The organism is Pseudomonas sp. MAG733B, assembly GCF_036884845.1.
Classification (GTDB): Bacteria; Pseudomonadota; Gammaproteobacteria; order Pseudomonadales; family Pseudomonadaceae; genus Aquipseudomonas.
In genome coordinates this window covers 6,079,700-6,097,736 of sequence record NZ_CP145732.1, presented here as the reverse complement: position 1 = coordinate 6,097,736, position 18,037 = coordinate 6,079,700, and the positions used below count along the sequence as shown (strand labels likewise).

The 18,037-nt window shown below is 61.1% G+C and carries 13 protein-coding genes; 6 read left to right on the top strand and 7 right to left on the bottom strand.

Features of this window, described 5'->3' with window-relative positions:
* Positions 1–13: 13 nt before the first annotated feature.
* From ftsA to lpxC, 3 genes are all read left to right on the top strand, one after another.
* A complete protein-coding gene (ftsA, locus tag V6Z53_RS27905) occupies positions 14–1,273 on the top strand; it encodes a cell division protein FtsA (protein WP_338582907.1) in 1,260 nt (419 codons plus the stop codon).
* 71 nt (positions 1,274–1,344) lie between these two features.
* Positions 1,345–2,538, top strand: a complete 1,194-nt coding sequence (gene ftsZ, locus V6Z53_RS27900; RefSeq protein WP_053154973.1) for a cell division protein FtsZ — start codon at positions 1,345–1,347, stop codon at positions 2,536–2,538.
* 112 nt (positions 2,539–2,650) lie between these two features.
* A complete protein-coding gene (gene lpxC / locus V6Z53_RS27895) occupies positions 2,651–3,562 on the top strand; it encodes a UDP-3-O-acyl-N-acetylglucosamine deacetylase (protein ID WP_338582905.1) in 912 nt (303 codons plus the stop codon).
* Positions 3,563–3,684: 122 nt separating this feature from the next.
* Here lpxC and V6Z53_RS27890 read toward each other — a convergent pair whose 3' ends face one another.
* The 7 genes from V6Z53_RS27890 to V6Z53_RS27860 form a co-directional block, all read right to left on the bottom strand.
* Complete coding sequence (locus V6Z53_RS27890) at positions 3,685–5,184, bottom strand: sensor domain-containing diguanylate cyclase (RefSeq protein WP_338582904.1); 1,500 nt, start codon at positions 5,182–5,184, stop codon at positions 3,685–3,687.
* A 200-nt stretch (positions 5,185–5,384) separates the two neighbouring features.
* Positions 5,385–5,609, bottom strand: a complete 225-nt coding sequence (locus V6Z53_RS27885; RefSeq protein WP_338586577.1) for a hypothetical protein — start codon at positions 5,607–5,609, stop codon at positions 5,385–5,387.
* A gap of 136 nt (positions 5,610–5,745) precedes the next feature.
* Positions 5,746–7,110 carry a heavy metal sensor histidine kinase gene (locus V6Z53_RS27880; RefSeq protein WP_338582902.1) on the bottom strand — a complete coding sequence of 455 codons (1,365 nt, stop codon included), beginning with the start codon at positions 7,108–7,110 and terminating at the stop codon, positions 5,746–5,748.
* Positions 7,100–7,777 (bottom strand): heavy metal response regulator transcription factor, encoded by a 678-nt coding sequence (locus tag V6Z53_RS27875; protein ID WP_338582900.1) that lies wholly within the window; start codon positions 7,775–7,777, stop codon positions 7,100–7,102. Before V6Z53_RS27875 ends, V6Z53_RS27880 begins: the two co-directional genes overlap by 11 nt.
* A 9-nt stretch (positions 7,778–7,786) precedes the next feature.
* Positions 7,787–10,900, bottom strand: coding sequence for a multidrug efflux RND transporter permease subunit (locus tag V6Z53_RS27870; RefSeq protein ID WP_338582899.1), 3,114 nt, complete (start codon positions 10,898–10,900; stop codon positions 7,787–7,789).
* Positions 10,897–12,057, bottom strand: coding sequence for an efflux RND transporter periplasmic adaptor subunit (locus V6Z53_RS27865; RefSeq protein ID WP_338582898.1), 1,161 nt, complete (start codon positions 12,055–12,057; stop codon positions 10,897–10,899). Before V6Z53_RS27865 ends, V6Z53_RS27870 begins: the two co-directional genes overlap by 4 nt.
* 663 nt (positions 12,058–12,720) lie before the next feature.
* Positions 12,721–13,689 carry a LysR family transcriptional regulator gene (locus tag V6Z53_RS27860; RefSeq protein ID WP_338582897.1) on the bottom strand — a complete coding sequence of 323 codons (969 nt, stop codon included), beginning with the start codon at positions 13,687–13,689 and terminating at the stop codon, positions 12,721–12,723.
* Positions 13,690–13,960: 271 nt separating this feature from the next.
* Here V6Z53_RS27860 and V6Z53_RS27855 point away from each other — a divergent pair, with 271 nt between their 5' ends.
* The 3 genes from V6Z53_RS27855 to V6Z53_RS27845 all read left to right on the top strand — a co-directional run bounded on the left by V6Z53_RS27855 (position 13,961) and on the right by V6Z53_RS27845 (position 18,037).
* The gene (locus tag V6Z53_RS27855) at positions 13,961–15,472 is read left to right on the top strand and encodes an efflux transporter outer membrane subunit (protein WP_338582896.1); all 1,512 of its coding nucleotides are present in this window, start codon (positions 13,961–13,963) and stop codon (positions 15,470–15,472) included.
* Between the two features lie 182 nt (positions 15,473–15,654).
* Positions 15,655–17,847 carry an FUSC family protein gene (locus V6Z53_RS27850; RefSeq protein WP_338582895.1) on the top strand — a complete coding sequence of 731 codons (2,193 nt, stop codon included), beginning with the start codon at positions 15,655–15,657 and terminating at the stop codon, positions 17,845–17,847.
* Positions 17,837–18,037, top strand: coding sequence for a DUF1656 domain-containing protein (locus V6Z53_RS27845; RefSeq protein WP_338582894.1), 201 nt, complete (start codon positions 17,837–17,839; stop codon positions 18,035–18,037). The genes V6Z53_RS27850 and V6Z53_RS27845 overlap by 11 nt, the downstream gene beginning before the upstream one ends.

The following is an 18,037-nucleotide window of genomic DNA, read 5'->3' as shown; positions in this document are numbered from 1 at the left end:
AGAGGCAGGACCCATGGCAAACGTGCAAAGCGGCAAAATGATCGTCGGTCTCGATATCGGCACCTCCAAAGTGGTGGCGCTGGTGGGCGAGGTCGGGGACGACGGCACGCTGAATATCGTCGGGATCGGTACCCATCCGTCCCGTGGCCTGAAGAAAGGCGTGGTGGTGAACATCGAGTCCACCGTGCAGTCGATCCAGCGCGCGATCGAAGAAGCGCAGCTGATGGCTGGTTGCCGCATTCACTCGGCATTTGTCGGCGTGGCCGGCAATCACATCCGCAGCCTGAACTCCCACGGCATCGTGGCGATTCGTGATCGCGAAGTCAGCTCTGCCGACCTCGAGCGCGTGCTCGATGCCGCCCAGGCTGTGGCGATCCCGGCTGACCAGCGCGTGCTGCACACCCTGCCGCAGGATTACGTGATCGATAACCAGGAAGGCGTCCGCGAACCACTGGGCATGTCCGGCGTTCGTCTGGAAGCCAAGGTTCACGTGGTCACCTGCGCCGTCAACGCCGCACAGAACATTGAAAAATGCGTGCGTCGCTGCGGTCTGGAAATCGACGACATCATTCTCGAGCAACTGGCTTCGGCTTACTCGGTGCTTACCGACGACGAGAAAGAACTGGGCGTGTGCCTGGTGGACATCGGTGGCGGCACCACCGATATCGCGATCTTCACCGAAGGCGCGATCCGTCACACCGCGGTGATCCCGATTGCCGGCGACCAGGTGACCAACGACATCGCCATGGCGTTGCGCACTCCGACCCAGTACGCCGAAGAAATCAAGATTCGCTACGCCTGCGCCCTGGCCAAACTGGCCGGTGCCGGTGAAACCATCAAGGTGCCAAGCGTTGGCGACCGTCCACCGCGCGAGCTGTCCCGTCAGGCCCTGGCCGAAGTGGTCGAGCCGCGTTACGACGAGCTGTTCACGCTGATCCAGGCCGAACTGCGTCGCAGCGGCTACGAAGACCTGATCCCGGCCGGCATCGTGCTGACCGGCGGTACGTCGAAGATGGAAGGCGCCACCGAACTGGCCGAGGAAATCTTCCACATGCCGGTACGCCTGGGCGTGCCTCACGGTGTGAAGGGCTTGGATGACGTGGTCCGCAACCCGATTTATTCCACTGGTGTTGGCCTGTTGATGTACGGCCTGCAGAAGCAATCCGACGGCATTTCGTTCTCGGGCATCGGCAGTCGCGACAGCTACAGCAACGAAGAGCCGAAAGGCGCCTTGCTCGATCGCATCAAGAGCTGGGTCCAGGGCAATTTCTGAAGATTTACCGCAGCACCGTTGTAGATACACGCAGTAGGCGAAAAAACTAGAGAACGTAAAGGAGAGGGAAAATGTTCGAACTCGTAGACAACATCCCCGCAAGCCCGGTCATTAAGGTTATCGGTGTTGGCGGAGGCGGCGGCAACGCTGTCAACCACATGGTCAAGAGTAACATTGAAGGCGTTGAGTTCATCTGCGCCAACACTGATGCCCAGGCGCTGAAGAGCATCAGCGCGCGGACCATCCTGCAACTGGGTACCGGTGTGACCAAAGGTCTGGGCGCCGGCGCCAACCCTGAAGTAGGTCGTCAGGCCGCTCTCGAAGACCGTGAGCGCATTGCCGAAGTCCTGCAGGGCACCAACATGGTGTTCATCACCACTGGCATGGGCGGTGGTACCGGTACCGGTGCTGCGCCGATCATTGCCGAAGTGGCCAAGGAAATGGGGATCCTCACCGTTGCGGTGGTGACCCGTCCGTTCCCGTTCGAAGGCCGCAAGCGCATGCAGCTGGCCGACGAAGGTATTCGTCTGCTGTCTGAAAGCGTTGACTCGTTGATCACCATTCCCAACGAGAAGCTGCTGACCATCCTCGGTAAAGACGCCAGCCTGCTGTCGGCTTTCGCCAAGGCTGACGATGTACTGGCCGGTGCCGTTCGCGGTATCTCCGACATCATCAAGCGTCCGGGCATGATCAACGTCGACTTTGCCGACGTACGGACCGTGATGAGCGAAATGGGCATGGCGATGATGGGCACTGGCTGCGCCAGCGGTCCGAACCGTGCACGTGAAGCGACTGAAGCGGCCATCCGCAACCCGTTGCTCGAAGACGTGAACCTGCAAGGCGCACGCGGCATCCTGGTGAACATCACCGCCGGTCCTGACCTGTCCCTGGGTGAGTACTCCGACGTGGGTAGCATCATCGAAGCCTTCGCTTCCGAGCATGCTATGGTCAAGGTCGGTACTGTTATCGATCCGGACATGCGCGACGAGCTGCACGTGACTGTCGTTGCGACCGGTCTGGGCGCTAAAATCGAGAAGCCTGTCAAGGTCATCGACAATACCGTTCACACTTCGATGGCTTCGCAGCCACAACAACAAGCCCCTGTTCGTCAGGAAGCTCCAGCGGTGAACTACCGCGACCTGGACCGTCCGACCGTCATGCGCAACCAGGCTCAGGCCGGTGCTGCGGCTGCCGCGAAGATGAATCCGCAAGACGATCTGGATTACCTGGACATCCCGGCATTCCTGCGTCGTCAGGCCGATTGATGAAATGTATCAGGGCTATGAAGGTGATTGGTGTTCAGCAAAGGCGTGGTCTGCTATCATCGCCAGCCTTTGTTGATACCAGTTCGCAATTTGCGCTGAAGCGGCCCAAGCCATGATTAAACAACGCACACTGAAAAATATTATCCGTGCCACAGGTGTAGGTCTGCACTCCGGGGAGAAGGTATACCTGACCCTCAAGCCTGCGCCTGTCGACACCGGCATCGTGTTTGTTCGTGCCGACCTGGACCCTGCGGTGCAGATTCCTGCCCGCGCGGAAAACGTTGGTGAAACCACGATGTCGACCACGTTGGTCAACGGTGACACCAAAGTGGATACGGTGGAGCACTTGCTCTCGGCCATGGCTGGCCTGGGCATCGATAACGCCTACGTCGAGCTCTCCGCGTCCGAAGTCCCGATCATGGATGGCAGCGCTGGACCCTTCGTATTTCTGATTCAGTCGGCTGGCCTGGAAGAACAGGACGCCGCCAAGAAGTTCATCCGCATCCTGCGTGAAGTGACAGTGGAAGACGGCGACAAGCGCGCCACTTTCGTCCCTTTCGAAGGTTTCAAGGTGAGCTTCGAGATCGATTTCGATCACCCGGTTTTCCGTGACCGCACACAAAGTGCAAGCGTGGATTTTTCCAGCACTTCGTTCGTAAAAGAAGTCAGCCGCGCCCGTACCTTTGGTTTCATGAGTGACATCGAGTACCTGCGAAAGCACAACCTCGCACTCGGCGGCAGCGTTGAAAACGCTATCGTGGTCGACTCGGACGGTGTACTGAACGAAGACGGCCTTCGTTATGAAGACGAATTCGTGAAGCACAAGATTCTCGATGCAATTGGTGACCTCTACCTGCTGGGCAATAGCCTGATTGGTGAGTTCAAGGGCTTCAAGTCCGGCCACGCACTGAACAACCAGCTGCTGCGCAAGTTGATTGAGCAGACAGATGCCTGGGAAGTCGTGACGTTCGAAGACGCCAGCACTGCACCGATCTCTTACATGCGCCCTGTTGCGGCCGTGTAAGTAAAAAACCTCTCTAGTTTTTTAAAGGCTACCTTCGGGTGGCCTTTTTTTATGCCTGGATTTTGTGAGAACACGATCTACCGTGGGAGCGAGCTTGCTCGCGATGGGCCGCGCCGCAGATTTCAGGCGGCCACCACCCGATTCCGCCCCCTTTCCTTGGCCTGATACAGCGCCTTGTCCGCCAAAAACAGCAATTGCTCCAGGCTGATGTCGCTCGCGGTGTTCCAGGTACTGATGCCAATGCTCACGGTCATCGGCGATTCATCAGGCGCCACCAAGGGCAGTTGCTCCACCTGCGCACGGATATGCTCGGCGATCTGCCGCGCGCCTTCATGGCCGGTTTCCGCCAGGATCACCGAAAACTCCTCGCCGCCGTAGCGGGCCACCAGGTCTGTCGGGCGATGCACGTTGGCGCCAATGACTTCAGCCAGTGAACGCAGCGCTTCGTCGCCGGCCTGGTGGCCATGACGGTCGTTGAACGCCTTGAAGTGATCGGCATCGATCATCAGCACCGACATCGGTTTGCCCGACCGCTGGGCCCGAAACCATTCGTGGCGCAGGGTCTGATCGAGGGTTCGCCGGTTGGCCACGCCGGTCAAGGCATCGGTGGCCGCCAGTTGCGCCAACTCTTGCTCGGCGTTATAGCGCAGACGCAGCTCGCGACAGAGCAGCCAGGTCAGCCACAGCAACGCAATGCACAGGATGCCGGTGGCGCCGCTGATCACAATGGCCGTGCGGTTCCAGGTGGCGAACACCTCATCACCGGATAGGGCGACGATAACCGTCAGGGGCAAATTGCCGACCCGGCTGAAGGTGTACAGGCGTTGCTGCTCGTCGACACTGGATACGCTGTCGAAGCTGCCACTGCCCTCACGCAACATGCGCACGACGTTGGGCCGGGTGGCGAAGCTTTTGCCGATCGAGTTGCCTTCGAGAAACGGTTTCTGCGCCAACAGAACACCATCGTCGTTGATGATGGCCAACGTGCTGCCGGTGCCGATGTCCAGGCTGTTGAACAGCTGATCGAAGTAAGCCAGGCGCATCGAGGCCACCGCCACACCTAAAAACTCCCCGGTGGGCGAAGAGATGCGCCGACTGAAGCTGATTTGCCATTCGTCGCTGTAGGCGCAGTCGCAGCGGGGTTTGAACGGCCGGCTGATGAACATGCCACTGTCGCGGTTGAAGGCATGGGTGAGGAAATAATCGCGATCAGCGAAGTTGCCCGGTTTGGGCTCGATCAACGACGAGTCGGCCAGCACCTCGCCGTGCTTGTCCAGCAACAGGATGTCGCCCTTGTAGCGCGCCGTGGTGGAACGATCGAAGAGCACCAGGTGGCGGATCTGCGCTGAAACCTGCTTGAGGTCGTCCCGTTGCGCAGCGGCGATCAGGCCTTGCAGGGTCAGGTCGTAGAGTTCCACCGTGCGCAGCACGTCGGCGTCGATCAATTGCGCGACGGTGGTCGCGCTGCGTGTGGCCGCCTGCTGGGCGTTGGCGTGTTCGCGAATCAGCAGAAAGGTCACGATGCTGAGAATCGCAATGACCGTCAGGCTGCTTCCGAGGATGACCAGGATCTCGGGCCGTCCGGTGCTGCCTGAAGCGGGTGGGGTACGGCGTTCGGTCATGGGGCTGATGTCTGCTGGAATGACTGGGTAAGCGTAGTCCCATAACCCTAGCAGCCGGCGGCCATCGTTGCGGCATTTGCAATGAACAACAGTTAAGTCAAAACGAAAAAAAGCCGCTGATGGCAGCGGCTTGGCGGGCAACTTTCCAAGGGGAAGAGCCGATGAAAAGTGTCGAGGGAAACTGGAGCGAGGCGCAGAAATCAGCTGTCTTTCAGGGCCTGGGTCTGGTCCTCAGTGCTGGATGCTTGCGGAGCCTGGGTGGCTTCCTGGGCTTTGGCTGTCATCTCGATCTGCTGCTCTTCGAAAGCGGCGGCGCGTGCGCTGTTGTGTGCGACGAAGGCCTGCGACTCTTCAGCCATGGCGAAAGGAGACAGGAACAAAGAGGACAAAACGAAAGCGCTGGCAATACCCATACTGTTGGACATCTTTAAAACCTTCTTGCTTGGCAAGTGCTGTTTGGTGCGGGCAAAGATAGGGATGTCGGGCGCCGGGAAAAAGAGCGGATTCATGAAAGGACTGTTACGCAAAAAGCAAAGATCGTCCGAACGCAGCCCCAACCTGTCAGACAGGCAGATGGATACCGAAAGTATTCATTCCATGGTCACTGCGCACAAACACATCGCCGCCGTGCATCAGCGCAATTGCCTTGACGATCGCCAGCCCCAGACCGTGATTGTTGCCGCTATTGCTGCGCGAAGCGTCGACACGGTAGAAGCGTTCGAACAGGCGCGGAAGATGCTCGCTGGCAATCGGTAATCCGGGGTTGGCGACGCCGATGCTGACCTGATGCTCCTCGGCTTCGATGCGTACCTGAATCACTTGCCCGGGCTCGGTGTGCTGCACCGCGTTGCTCAACAGGTTGATCAGCGCCCGGCGCAGATGCGCGATCTCGATTCGCACCTGGGCATCACCGCTGACCTGCACCTCGACCCGAGCGTCCTCAAGAATGAAGTCCAGGTATTCCAGGGTCGTCGCCACCTCATCAGCCAACGAAGTGGACGTCAGCTTGGTGGCCTTGCTGCCCTGATCGGCGCTGGCGAGGAATAGCATGTCGTTGATGATCGAACGCAGTCGTTCAAGCTCTTCGAGGTTCGATTGCAGCACCTCGAAGTAATGTTCGGCGGAACGTCCGCGAGTCAGCGCCACCTGGGTCTGGCCGATCAGGTTGGTCAACGGCGAACGCAGTTCATGGGCGACATCGGCGTTGAACGATTCCAGCCGCGAGTAGGCCTGTTCGACCCGCTCCAGCGTGGAGTTGAACGAGTTGACGAACTGATTCAGTTCCGGCGGCAACGGCGACAGTCGCAAGCGCCCCGAGCGCAACGGTGGGGCCAATCGCTGGGCTTCATGGGACAGTTTGATCAACGGTTTGAGGCCGATCCGCGCCACCCAATACCCCAGCGCCGAAGCCATCAGCACGCCGACAATCGCCAGTGCAATCAGCGCGATCAGCAGTTGGTGTTGCGTCTGGTGAAAGGTCTCGGTGTCGATGCCGATCATGAAGCGCAGCGGCGGGCGCTGGTCCTTGGCCGGAAACTGGCTGACCAGCACTTTCAGCGGGTAGGGCTGATCCGGCAGCTGCATGTCGCGCATGCCCAGCGGCCCTTCGGCAAAAGCGCGGATCTGCGGCGTCGGGTTGCCGTATTCATAGCGAGGATCGCCGCTGACGATCCAGAAACTGATGCGCTTGTCTTCTTCGCCGAGCAACTTGAGCTTGTTGTTGATCTTCACCCAATGCTCGGGCGTGCCGTAACGGCCGACGGTGGATTCGAGCACGCTGTAACGCGCGTCCAGTTCCGCTTCGGGCAACAAGCCAAGCCCCTTGTCGACCTGTTGGTAGAGTGCCCAACCGATCAACAAAAACACCAAAAGTGCCACCAGCGTGAACATCCCGCTCAGGCGCAGCGCAATCGAGTTACTGGACACCACGGCTCTCCAGCACATAACCCATGCCCCGGATCGTGTGCAGCAATTTCTCTTCGAACGGCCCGTCGAGCTTGGCCCTCAGGCGTTTGATCGCCACTTCGACGACGTTGGCGTCGCTGTCGAAATTGATGTCCCAGACCATTTCGGCGATGGCGGTTTTCGAGAGGATTTCACCCTGACGCCGGGCCAAAACGCTGAGCAGCGAAAACTCCTTGGCGGTCAGGTCCAGACGCGAGCCCGCGCGGGTCGCCTTGCGGCTGATCAAATCTATCCACAGGTCGGCAATGCTCACTTGCACCGGTTCATGGCCGCCGCTGCGGCGGGTCAGCGCTTGCAGGCGCGCCACCAGTTCGAGGAAGGAAAACGGCTTGCCCAGGTAATCGTCGGCGCCATCGCGCAGGCCTCTGATGCGGTCTTCGACACGCTCGCGGGCGGTGAGCATGATCACCGGGGTTTGCTTGCGTGCACGCAGCGCGCGCAGCACGCCAAAGCCATCAAGGCCCGGCAACATCACGTCGAGGACGATCACCGCGTAGTCGCTTTCCAGCGCCAGGTGCAGACCCTCGACCCCATCGCGGGCGAGGTCCACGGTGTAACCCTGTTCCGTCAGGCCGCGGTGCAGATAGTCCGCGGTTTTTTCTTCGTCTTCGATAATCAGAACGCGCATGACCCCGCCTCAGTCTGTGGTCGCCAGCGCCGGCACGGGCGGAGGCGCTGGTGAGAGAGTGTGCCGATGAAATAATCGCTCAAGCCATAAGTATATGACCGGCGTGGTGAACAGCGTCAGCGCCTGGCTCACCAGCAAGCCACCAACCACCGCAATCCCCAAGGGTTGGCGCAGTTCGGCGCCGGTGCCGTAGCCGAGCATCAGCGGCAGGGCGCCGAGCAGGGCGGCGAGGGTGGTCATGATGATCGGTCGGAACCGCGTGATACAGGCCTTGAAGATTGCCTCTTCCGGCGACAAGCCACCGTTGCGCTGCGCTTCGAGGGCGAAGTCGATCATCAGGATGCCGTTCTTCTTCACGATACCGATCAACAGCACCAGCCCGATCAGCGCCATGATCGAAAAATCCTGGCCGCAGATCCACAACATGATCACTGCACCGAGGCCGGCCGAAGGCAGCGTCGAAATGATCGTCAGCGGATGCACGAAGCTCTCGTAGAGCACGCCGAGAATGATGTACACCGCCACCAGCGCCGCCAGAATCAGCCACGGCTGACTGGCCAGCGAACTCTGGAACGCCTGCGCCGCGCCCTGGAAGTTACCGCTGATGGCCGCCGGCATGCCGATGTCGGCCTTCGCCTGATTGAGCATGATCACCGCATCGCCCAACGCCACGCCGGGCGCGAGGTTGAACGACAGGTTGGCGGCCGGGAACATGCCATCGTGGGCGATGGACAGCGGGCCGATGGTCGGCGCATCGAATTTAGCCAGCGCCGACAGCGGCACCATCTCGCCGCTCAGGGGCGAGCGCAGGTAGAAGTAGTTGAGACTTTCGGCCTTGCCGCGCTGCTTGGTGTCCAGTTCCAGAATCACGTTGTACTGGTTGATCTGGGTCTGGAATTCGTTGATCTGGCGCTGACCGAATGCGTCGTACAGCGCTTCGTCGACATCGCTGGCGGTCAGGCCAAAACGGGCTGCGGCGCTGCGGTCGATGCTGATGTGGGTGATGCTGCCGCCCAGTTGCAGGTCATTGGAAATATCGCGGAACGCCGGATTGGCCCGCAGTTTTTCCGTCAGGCGCTGGGTCCAGGTGCTCAGGGTCGGGCCATCGTTGCTCTTGAGCACGTATTGATACTGGGCGCGGCTCGGGCCGGAACTGAGGTTGATGTCTTGCCCTGCACGCAGGTACAGGACGATGCCCGGTACTTTCATCAGTTGCGGGCGAATCCGGTCGATGAACTGGCTGGCCGAGACATCGCGGTCACCGCGTTTTTTCAGGGTGATCCAGAACCGGCCGTTGGCGATGGTCTGGTTACTGCCGGATACGCCAACCGAGTGCGAGAAGGTTTCGACTGCGGGGTCGGCAGCGACGATTTCGGCCATCGCCAGGTGTTTTTTCACCATGTCGCCGTAGGAAATATCGGCGGCGGCTTCGGTGGTGCCGAGGACGAAACCGGTGTCCTGAATCGGGAAGAAACCTTTGGGAATAAAGATGTAACCGGCGACGGCCAGAGCCAGCGACACAGCGAACACGCCGATCATGGTTTTCTGGTGGGCGAGGGCGCGGCGCAGGCCTTTTTCGTACCACGCCAGCAGGCGTTCACCGAAGCCCGGTTTGTCGTGGGCATGATGCACCGGCGCGCGCATGAACAGCGCGGCCAGCGTCGGCGCCAAGGTCAGCGAGACCACCACCGAAATCATGATGGTCGAGGTGGCGGTCAGGGCGAATTCCTTGAACAGCCGCCCGACCACGCCGCCCATGAACAGCAGCGGAATGAACGCCGCCACCAGCGAGAAACTGATCGACACCACGGTAAAACCGATTTCCCCGGCGCCTTTGATCGCCGCCTCGCGCATGCCGTCGCCGGCCTCCAGGTGGCGGTGAATGTTTTCCACCACCACGATTGCATCGTCGACCACAAACCCCACGGCCACCACGATCGCCACCAGCGTCAGGTTATTCAGGCTGAAGCCCATTACATACATCAGGGCAAAACTGGCAATCAGCGACACACCGAGTACCGCCGACACAATCAACGTGGCTGACAGCTGGCGCAGGAACAACGCCATCACCGCCACCACCAGCATGACGGCAATCAGCAGGGTAATTTCCACTTCATGCAAGGACGCGCGGATGGTCTGGGTGCGGTCGATCAGCACCTTGACCTGCACCGAGGCCGGCAGCATCGCTTCCAGCCCCGGCAGTGCCGCCTGAATGCGATCCACGGTCTCGACGATGTTGGCGCCGGGCTGGCGGAAGATCACCAGGTTCACGCCTGGCTGTGAGCCGGCCCAAGCCTGCACGTAGGCATCTTCCGAACCGTTGACGACTTTGGCGACGTCCTTGAGGTGAACCGGTGCGCCATCCTTGTAGGAAACGATCAACTGGCTGTATTCGTCGGGATGGAACAGTTGATCGTTGGTCGAAAGCGTTGAAATGCTCGACTCGCCGTACAGCGCACCTTTGGCCAGATTGAGGCTGGTTTGCTGGATCGCCAGACGAATGTCGGCGAGGGTCAGGCCGATTGCTGCCAGTTTGTCCGCCGAGACCTGGACGCGAATCGCCGGACGTTGCTGACCGGTAATGGCGACCTGTCCTACACCGTCGACCTGACTGAGCTGACGGGACAACAGGGTTTCAGTCAAGTCGCTGAGCTCCGGGCCGGGCATCAGCGACGAGTTGACGCTGAGGATCAGTACCGGGCTGTCGGCCGGGTTGACCTTGCGCCAGGTCGGCAGGTTCGGCATGTCCTTGGGCAGCTTGCCGGCGGCGGTGTTGATCGCGGCCTGGACTTCCTGGGCGGCGGTGTCGATGCTCTTGTCGAGGGTGAATTGCAGGGTCAGGTTGGTCGAACCGAGCGCACTGCTCGATGTCATCTGGGTCACGCCGGGGATGGCGCTGAATTGCACTTCGAGGGGTGTGGCGACCGACGATGCCATGGTTTCCGGGCTGGCGCCGGGCAGTTGTGCGGCGACCTGGATGGTCGGGAACTCCGCTTCCGGCAGCGGCGCGATGGGCAGGCGGGGGAAGGCGATTGCGCCCAGCAGCACCAAGGCAAAGGTCAGGAGAATGGTCGCCACCGGGTGATCGATGCACCAGGCTGAAACCGAACCATGGCCCTTCATGGTGTCGACTCCGATTGCACCACTTGCGGCGGATCGGTCAGCACCTGCACCGTCGAGCCGGGCTTGAGTCGCGACTGACCGTCGCTGACCAACTTATCCCCAGGCTGCACGCCTTTGATGATGTTCTGGCCGCTGTCCTGATAGACCATTTGCACCGGCACGGTTTCGACTTTGTCGCCATTGAGGCGATAGACGAAATGCTGATCGAGGCCACGTTGTACGACGTTTGGCGGTACGACCAGCGCATCTTTATCCAGTGCTGTCTGAATCTTTACCGTCACCAGCAGGCCTGGCCAGAGCTTCTGCCCGGCGTTGTTGAATTCGGCCTTGGCGCGGATGGTGCCGGTGTTGGCGTTGATCTGGTTATCGATCAGGGTCAGATGGCCTTCGCCCAGCAGGTTGCCGGTTTCGCCATCGGTGTCGGCACCGATGTAGGCCTTTACCTGAGCGTGTTGCGGATCGCTGATCAGGCCTTGCAGGGTCGGCAGCATTTGTTGCGGCAGGGAGAACTCGACGGCGATCGGGTCGATCTGGGTGACGGTGAACAGGCCTTGGGTGTCGGTCATGCGCAGGAAGTTGCCCTCATCCACGGTACGAATGCCGACGCGACCGGTGACCGGAGAACGAATCTGCGTGTAGGACAGTTGCACTTGGGCGGCATCAATCGAAGCCTGATTGCCTTGAGCGGTGGCCTTGAGCTGGTTGACCAGTGCCTGTTGTTGGTCGTAGGTCTGTTTGGAAACGCCGTCGTCGACGCTCAGCAGTTTGTAGCGCTTGAGGTTGACCAGTGCGACTTGCAGTTGCGCCTGGCTTTCGCCGAGTTGTGCCTGGGCCTGATCGAGACTGGCGCGGATCGAGCGGTCGTCGATGGTGGCGAGCAGGTCGCCTTTTTTCACCAGTTGGCCTTCCTTGACCATGATTTTGGTGAGGATGCCGTCGATTTGCGGGCGGACGACGACGCTGTGCAGGGACAGGACCGAGCCGATGCCGCTGACGAAGCGGGGGACGTCTTTTTCGGCGACGCTGACCACGCGTACGGGGATGGCGGTGGGGGCGGCGAGTTTTGCCTTGGCGGGTTTGGTGGCGTACCACAGGCCCAGCGCTGCCAGGATGATCAGGAGGGCGACGAGCAGGGCGGGTTTTTGCTGGATTCGCATGCGAGTGGGGCGCCAGGGCTGGTTTTGGTCGAAAGGTATTTTCCTTTATAAACCTGTTTGGGGGTCGGGAAGGTGACTGCTAACTGACGGCGCTGTCAGTTTGGGCCTTGGCGGCCTCTGGGCCGACCAGGCTGTGGGTTGAGTGGGTACATATCCGTTGCTGCGGTCACGGCGGCTTAGGGTTTCGCCCTTACGGCGAGTCCCTTTTGGCAGACGCCGGAGTGCCGGCCCAGCCCAAAGGAACCAAAAGGTCTCGCCCCGAACGTACGGCCCCTCGCTAAGGCTCGGGGTTTCTTCGCTCCGGTATTCATCCGGGGACACTGCCCTCCGGTCTGCTGCGCGACGACCTACATGCAGCGTGTTCGACTGCGTCGAACGGCGCTGCGCGCCACTCCCCGGATGAACGCCTCCACTCAGCCTTCCGATGGGGCGGGTGGATCAAAAGCGGCAGGCGAGCTAACGCTCGGCCTGTTGAGTGGTGAAAAGCCTGGGTGTACGCCGCTCCACTGTGGGAGCTAGCTTGCCAGCGATGGCGGCCTGACAGCCAACCTGATTTCTACGGATGTACCCAATCCAACTGTGGGAGCCAGCCTGCTGGCGATAGCGGTCTGCCATCCGACCAATCTCTCACAGGCATGGCCACAATTTAATTGTAGGAGCGACTCAATTCGCCACCCGAACCCCACCCAGACTCCCGCTCAATTCATACGCCGCCAATTCCGCCTGATGCGCGGCCAACAGCTCCGGCAGCGACCCCCGCAGATACTCCACCCAGGTCTTGATCTTCGCATCCAGATATTGCCGCGAAGGGTAGATCGCATACAGGTTCAGTTCCTGCGAGCGGTATTTGGGCATGACGCGCACCAGCGTGCCGTCGCGCAAGCCGTCGATCGCTGCGTACAGCGGCAGGACGCCAACGCCCATGCCGCTGGTGATCGCGGATTTCATCGCGTCGGCGGAGTTCACCAGGAACGGTGAGCTGTTGATGGTGACCATTTCCTGGCCATCGGGGCCGTCGAAGGCCCATTTTTCCAGGGGGATGACCGGGCTCACCAGGCGCAGGCAGGCGTGGTTGAGCAGGTCGCTGGGTTTTTGTGCGCAGCCGTTGGCTTTGACGTAGGCCGGGGAGGCGCAAACGATGCTGTAGGTGATGCCCAGGCGCTGGGAGACGAAGCCCGAGTCCGGCAGTTCGCGGGCCAGGACGATGGACACGTCGTAACCCTCGTCCAGCAAGTCCGGTACGCGGTTGGCCATGGTCAGGTCGAAGGTCACGTCCGGGTGGGTCTTGCGGTAGCGGGCGATGGCGTCGATCACGAAGTGCTGACCAATGCCGGTCATGGTGTGCACTTTCAGTTGCCCGGCCGGGCGTGCGTGGGCGTCGCTGGCTTCGGCTTCGGCTTCTTCGACGTAGGCCAGGATCTGCTCGCAGCGCAGCAGGTAGCGCTTGCCGGCTTCGGTCAGGGCGATGCGGCGGGTCGTTCGGTTGAGCAGGCGGGTTTGCAGGTGGGCTTCCAGGTTGGAGACCGCGCGCGAGACGTTGGCGGTGGTGGTGTCCAGTTGCACGGCGGCGGCGGTGAAGCTGCCGGCTTCGGCCACGTAACTGAAGGCGCGCATGTTTTGCAAAGTGTCCATGGGGTGCTCTCGGGTTCGATGGCAAATTGTGACACGAAGTTTCAGGGTCTGAGACCCCGACAAAGGGATTATCTCGTTAACGGTAACAAAGATTCACAGGAATCCCAGCTTATCGCTTACACCGGCCACCCATAGAATTGCGCCGATCCTTGTAGGAGCAAGGCTTGCCCGCGATGGGTTCACCGATGGCATTCAGGTTCACCGCGGCGATGCCATCGCGAGCAAGCTTTGCTCCTACAGGTTTTTCTCCTTTCCTCAGGAATCTTCAGCAGTGCCGCCTCGCATCAGCAGAGCGCTTCAGCCGCTCAGTGTTTTGGCTTTAACCCTGGCAATCAGCGGCTGCATCGGAACCGGAGGTATTGCCCCGCAGGGCAAGGCGCTGGAGGCCAATTCTCTGGCCACCGACGACGCCATCCAGAGCGCCGCCCAGGATGCGCATTGGCCCACCGCGCAATGGTGGCAGGCTTACGGCGATCCGCAACTGAACCGCTGGATCGAGCTCGCGCTGCAAGGCAGCCCGACCATGGACATGGCCGCCGCACGGGTTCGGCAGGCGAAGTCGATGGCCGGTGTTGCCGAAGCGGCCGAATCGTTGCAGATCAACGGCGAATCGACCCTCAAGCGCCATAACTGGCCCACCGATCAGTTCTACGGGCCGGGCGATCTGGCCAACACCACGACCTGGGACAATAACGCCGCGCTGGGCTTCAGTTATGCGCTTGACCTTTGGGGCCGCGAAAGCAATGCCACCGAGCGTGCCGTAGACATGGCCCACATAAGCGTCGCCGAAGCGCGTCAGGCCCAGCTCGAATTGCAGAACAACATCGTGCGCGTCTACATCGAACTGTCGTTGCATTACGCACAGCGGGACATCGTCGAAGCGACTTTGCAGCAGCAACAGCAGATTCTTGAGTTGGCGCAGAAACGCTTGAACGGCGGCATCGGCACTCATTTCGAAGTCAGTCAGGCCGAGACACCGCTGCCGGAAACCCATCGGCAGATCGATGCACTGGATGAAGAAATCGCCCTGAGCCGCAACCAACTCGCCGCGCTCGCTGGAAAAGGACCGGGGGAAGGCGCGCAGTTGCAACGGCCGACGCTGTCATTGGCCGCCGCGTTGAAACTGCCGTCGTCGTTGCCCGCGCAATTGCTCGGCCAACGTCCGGACGTGGTCGCCAGTCGCTGGCAAGTGGCGGCGCAGGCGCGGGGCATCGATGTGGCCCATGCCGGTTTTTATCCCAACGTCGATCTGGTTGGCAGCCTCGGCTACATGGCCACCGGCGGTGGGGCGCTGGAGTTTTTGACCGGCAAGAAACTCAACTACAGCGTCGGCCCGGCGATTTCCCTGCCGATCTTCGACGGCGGGCGTTTGCGCTCGGAGCTGGGTGAAGCCTCGGCCGGGTATGACATCGCCGTCGCGCATTACAACCAGACCCTGGTCAACGCGCTGAAAAACATTTCCGACCAGTTGATCCGCCGCGAGTCGATGAACAAACAGCAGGCCTTCGCCGCCGAGTCCGTGGCCACCGCGCAGAAGACCTACGACATCGCCATGATCGCCTACCAGCGCGGCCTCACCGATTACCTCAACGTGCTCAACGCGCAGACGTTGTTGTTCAAACAGCAGCAAGTGCAGCAGCAGGTGCAGGCGGCGCGTTTGAGTGCCCACGCGGAATTGGTAACGGCCCTCGGCGGTGGTCTCGGTTCCGGCAACGACGTCCCGAAAGACAGCCAGACCGCTGCACCGGAAACCCCGGCTCTTCTTCAGAGCCTCTCAAATTGAACGCGATGTGTCTGGCATACCCACCTTTGTGGCGAGGGAGCTTGCTTCCGCTTGAGTGCGCAGCACTCACAAAACCGGCGTGGTTTACCAGAGTTTTGGGGCCGCTACGCAGCCCAGCGCGAGCAAGCTCGCTCGCCACAGGTCCTCGCTGTCTCAGATTTTTCCTCAGTGAGCAGGACTAGATGACTTCCTTGCCCGCACCTTTGCGCTGGCTGTATTCCCTTGAATGGCGCCGGGGTTTCTTCGACTGGGCACGCAGCGACGGCGTGACCTGGGTGTACATTTTCAAGGTGCTGATCGCGGCGTTCCTCACGCTGTGGCTGGCCATGCGCCTGGAGTTGCCGCAGCCGCGCACGGCGATGATTACCGTGTTCATCGTCATGCAGCCGCAAAGCGGCCAAGTGTTCGCCAAGAGCTTCTATCGCTTCCTCGGCACCCTGGCCGGATCGGCGGTGATGGTGGCGTTGATTGCTTTGTTCGCGCAGAACACCGAACTGTTTCTTGGCTCGCTGGCTATCTGGGTTGGCATCTGCACGGCCGGCGCGGCGCGCAGTCGCAACTTTCGCGCCTATGGTTTTGTTCTGGCCGGTTACACCGCCGCAATGGTCGGACTGCCAGCGCTGGCGCATCCCGACGGTGCCTTCATGATGGCGGTCTGGCGAGTGCTGGAAATCTCCCTGGGGATTCTCTGCTCGACCCTGGTCAGCGCCGCGATCCTGCCGCAATCCGCCAGCGCCGCCATGCGCAATGCCTTGTATCAGCGCTTCGGCGTGTTCGCCTTGTTCGTCACCGACGGCTTGCGCGGCCGCAGTCGGCCGGAGGCGTTCGAAGCCAGCAACGTGCGCTTCATCGCTGAGGCCGTAGGCCTGGAAGGATTGCGCAGCGTCACCGTGTTCGAAGACCCGCACATGCGTCGACGCAACGGTCGGCTCAGTCGTTTGAACAGCGAGTTCATGGGCATCACCACCCGCTTCAACGCCTTGCACCAGTTGCTGGAGCGCCTGCGCAGCAGCGGCACCGATCATGCGGTGGCGGCGATCAAACCGGGTTTGCAGGATCTGGCCGAATTGCTCGATGGCTTCAGCGGCCGCGCCCTGACCAGCGCCGATGCCGCGCGTCTGGTCACGGTGCTGACGGCTTACAAGGAAGGTTTGCCCGCGCGGGTGCGCAGCCTGCGGGCGATGTTCCAGGAGAGTGATCCGAGCGACGTCGAGCTACTGGATTTCCACACCGCTTATGAACTGCTCTATCGCTTTGTCGATGACCTGCACAGTTATGCACAGACCCACGCGTCCCTGGCCGATCACAGCCATGCGCGCGAGCAATGGGACGAGCCGTTCACCCCGCAAACCAACTGGATGGCTGCTGCGGCGTCGGGGATTCGCGCGGCGTTCATCCTCGTTGTGTTGGGCAGTTACTGGGTGGCCACGGCATGGCCGAGCGGGGCGACCATGACCCTGATCGCGGCGGCCACCGTGGGCTTGTCTGCTGCTACGCCGAACCCCAAGCGCATGGCGTTCCAGATGGCGTGCGGCACGTTGCTCGGGGCGCTGATCGGCTTCGTCGAGATGTTCTTCATCTTTCCGTGGATCGACGGTTTTCCGTTGCTGTGCGTGATGCTCGCGCCGGTCATCGTGCTGGGTTCGTTCCTGGCGTCGCGGCCGCAATACGCCGGGGTCGGGCTCGGTTTGCTGATCTTCTTCAGCACCGGTTCGGTGCCGGACAACCTGACCGTCTACAACCCCTACACCTTCATCAACGACTACATCGCCATGGTGCTCGGCATGCTGGTGTGCGCGGCGGCCGGGGCGATCATTCTGCCGCCCAACAGTCGCTGGCTGTGGCGCCGGCTTGAGCAGGATTTGCGCGGTCAGGTGGTGTACGCCATCAGCGGCAAACTCAAGGGCCTGGCGTCGAGTTTCGAAAGTCGCACTCGTGATCTGGTGCACCAGGCTTATGGCTTCGCGGCGGGGCAGCCGCAAGTTCAGCGCAATCTGCTGCGCTGGATGTTCGTGGTGCTGGAGGTCGGTCACGCGATCATCGAGTTGCGCAAGGAACAAGCGATTTTGCCGGTGCATCCGGCCTATGCCGAATCCCAGCCGTGGCGCCAGTCGATCCGGGTGATGGGGCGCTCGCTGGTGCGGCTGTTCCTGCAGCCGAACGCGAGCAACCTCGAGCGCGCATTGGTTGCTGTCGATCACGCCATCAGCCGCGTGCAGTCCACCGACGAGCCGTTCGCCCCGCACTTCGACACCTCGGCGTTGCGTCGCGTGAAGAGCTACCTGCACTTCATCCGCACCTCGTTGCTCGACCCGCAATCGCCGCTTGCCGCCTACGCCATTGCCAAGCCTGAAGGACTTGAACATGCCCCGTGAAATCGCCTTCCACGGCGTGTACATGCCGACCATGACCCTGATGTTTTTGATTGCCGCGGTGGTGGCCTGGGCGCTGGACCGCTTCCTGTCTGGCTTCGACCTGTACCGTTTTTTCTGGCACCCGGCGCTGCTGCGCCTGAGTCTGTTTACCTGTCTGTTCGGCGCCATGGCGCTGACTGTCTACCGTTGA

Excerpts from the sequence above, each read along its gene's own strand:
- V6Z53_RS27875 (WP_338582900.1), bottom strand. The coding sequence starts at position 7,777 with ATGCGCGTTCTGATTATCGAAGACGAAGAAAAAACCGCGGACTATCTG.
- lpxC (WP_338582905.1), top strand. The coding sequence starts at position 2,651 with ATGATTAAACAACGCACACTGAAAAATATTATCCGTGCCACAGGTGTA.
- V6Z53_RS27850 (WP_338582895.1), top strand. The coding sequence starts at position 15,655 with ATGACTTCCTTGCCCGCACCTTTGCGCTGGCTGTATTCCCTTGAATGG.
- ftsA (WP_338582907.1), top strand. The coding sequence starts at position 14 with ATGGCAAACGTGCAAAGCGGCAAAATGATCGTCGGTCTCGATATCGGC.
- V6Z53_RS27890 (WP_338582904.1), bottom strand. The coding sequence starts at position 5,184 with ATGACCGAACGCCGTACCCCACCCGCTTCAGGCAGCACCGGACGGCCC.
- V6Z53_RS27845 (WP_338582894.1), top strand. The coding sequence starts at position 17,837 with ATGCCCCGTGAAATCGCCTTCCACGGCGTGTACATGCCGACCATGACC.
- V6Z53_RS27870 (WP_338582899.1), bottom strand. The coding sequence starts at position 10,900 with ATGAAGGGCCATGGTTCGGTTTCAGCCTGGTGCATCGATCACCCGGTG.
- V6Z53_RS27885 (WP_338586577.1), bottom strand. The coding sequence starts at position 5,609 with ATGTCCAACAGTATGGGTATTGCCAGCGCTTTCGTTTTGTCCTCTTTG.
- V6Z53_RS27865 (WP_338582898.1), bottom strand. The coding sequence starts at position 12,057 with ATGCGAATCCAGCAAAAACCCGCCCTGCTCGTCGCCCTCCTGATCATC.
- V6Z53_RS27860 (WP_338582897.1), bottom strand. The coding sequence starts at position 13,689 with ATGGACACTTTGCAAAACATGCGCGCCTTCAGTTACGTGGCCGAAGCC.
- ftsZ (WP_053154973.1), top strand. The coding sequence starts at position 1,345 with ATGTTCGAACTCGTAGACAACATCCCCGCAAGCCCGGTCATTAAGGTT.